The sequence below is a fragment of the Chitinophaga sp. genome (genome assembly GCF_035564935.1).
Lineage (GTDB): Bacteria > Bacteroidota > Bacteroidia > Chitinophagales > Chitinophagaceae > Chitinophaga.
The window spans coordinates 1-1855 of sequence record NZ_DATMTE010000546.1; the positions used below are offsets into that span (position 1 = coordinate 1).

A 1855-nucleotide genomic window follows, 5' to 3' on the forward strand; every position below is an offset into this window, starting at 1 on the left:
AAAAAAGCTGTACGGAAGCGCACCACAACAGGGGAATATTGAAAGCGCATCGCTGTAAACAAAACCGGTATAAAACAGCAAAAACCAAAATAAGAAATGCAAAAAGAAGCATACCTAAAGGAATCATGACTGCCGGTAGCCACAGCTTATATCGGCCTTTGATTAGGCAGCTTATGACCAAATTTTACTATTAAGCCGGGCATGAATTACATATCACCTACCGATGACCTATCTGGATAGGCTAACAGTAGGTCAATGATGGGTACCGGTCTGCTATACTGGCGACCATGGCCTATAGTCGGGGCAAAGAAAGGCCATAAATGCTGCGAAGTGAAACCTATAGCCAAAACTTCGCAGCACCCGTACTATCCGCCATTGAGATAGCGTTTGAGGCGGAGTACATCGTCGAGCTTAAAGTACTTTTTTCCACCTTTATCACGCCGATGCACCTGGATCAGGCCCAGGTTCTGATACCGTAGCAGCGTGCGGTCCGATACGCCGACCGTGTCCTTGACAAAGCCGGTATCACGCAATTCGACATGTACATCCTCTGGCGGCAGACTGTCAAGCACCGCCTTTTTCAATTTTTGTATTTCATTAAAGAGTAGATGCAGGGCCCGGAGCAGATGAGCATCTGTCTTTCGGCCTACATTGTTAACGCATTGTTTTCTCATATTTTTAAAATGGTTTATAATCATAAAATGGTTTTTAATCGCCAAGCAGGTTGGAGTTAATGAACGTGAAGAAATCGCTATAGATCTTTTTATCACCGGTGGGCAGCATGATATTATCCAGCGTCATGCGCACCTTTCCTTTTTCATAGCTATAGAAAAAACTGATATTGATCACAAAACTCTGATGGATCTGCTTAAACCACTTTATGGGCAGCTTCTCTAGCACCTGGCGCATGCTATTGTTGCATTTCTTGGACGTACCATCTACCATATGGAATGTAATAGCACCATTGCCACTCTCCACATAGATAATATTTTTCATCCAGACCAAATTCCGCACATAACGATAGCCCACCCGAACCATAAAATGGTGATAATAATTATCGAGTGAATCGCTCGCTGATATAGGCAGGAGCTTGGCCAGCTCTGTATCCAGCCGGCGCAATGCACCACAGAGGCGGCTCATCGATACCTCTTTGAGCAGCACATCTACCACACCGATATCATAGCCGCAGTCCTCGTATTGCTCATGGGCGGTATACAAGATTGTCTTCAGGTTTGTATTGGGCAATGTCCTGATAAAATCAAATCCATTTGTATGGCCCAGTTCTACATCCAGGATCATAAAATCTACCTGGTTGACCCGCAGGAAAAGTTTAGCCTCCTTTGGATCATTAAATGTTTTGATGATCTTTACATAGGCGATATCCTCCATTAATTGTAGCAGGTAGTCTATACAACCTTGCTGATCATCAATGATCACCCCGATCCATATTCGTTTCATATGTGTTTAGTTTATTGTTTATCTGTTTTTTTACTCGGTTACAAATTGTAGGTTGATGCACAGCTGGTAATAGTCCCCTTCCTTCTCTTCACGCATTGTAAAATTATCCCCATAGACATACCGCATCCGTGCAAGCAAATTGCGCATCCCTTTGCCATGACTGACACCTGACGAGGGACCGCGTCGTTTTCTATTGCCGACCGCTATGGTATATCCCCTATCCATCGCTTCGATTGTGATACGTGCTGGCTCAGCGGGATCCGTTATCTCGGCATGTTTAAATACATTTCCGACGAGCGTCTGCAAGGTGGTGGGCGGAATGGTAAACCGCATCAGATTACCGGTCAGCTCTACATCGATGTAAAAAGGAATTTTCTCCACCGCACGCTGAATGGCC

The 1855-nt window shown here is 44.7% G+C and carries 3 protein-coding genes; all 3 read right to left on the reverse strand.

The annotated features are described in order from the left end of the window. Positions 1-365: 365 nt before the first annotated feature. Complete coding sequence (locus VN105_RS14250; RefSeq protein WP_172395456.1) at positions 366-674, reverse strand: MerR family transcriptional regulator; 309 nt, start codon at positions 672-674, stop codon at positions 366-368. Positions 675-708: 34 nt separating this feature from the next. Continuing rightward, complete coding sequence (locus VN105_RS14255) at positions 709-1458, reverse strand: LytTR family DNA-binding domain-containing protein (RefSeq protein ID WP_325641991.1); 750 nt, start codon at positions 1456-1458, stop codon at positions 709-711. Positions 1459-1488: 30 nt separating this feature from the next. After that, a partial coding sequence (locus VN105_RS14260) for a hypothetical protein (RefSeq protein WP_325641995.1) occupies positions 1489-1855 on the reverse strand: 367 nt, incomplete at its 5' end.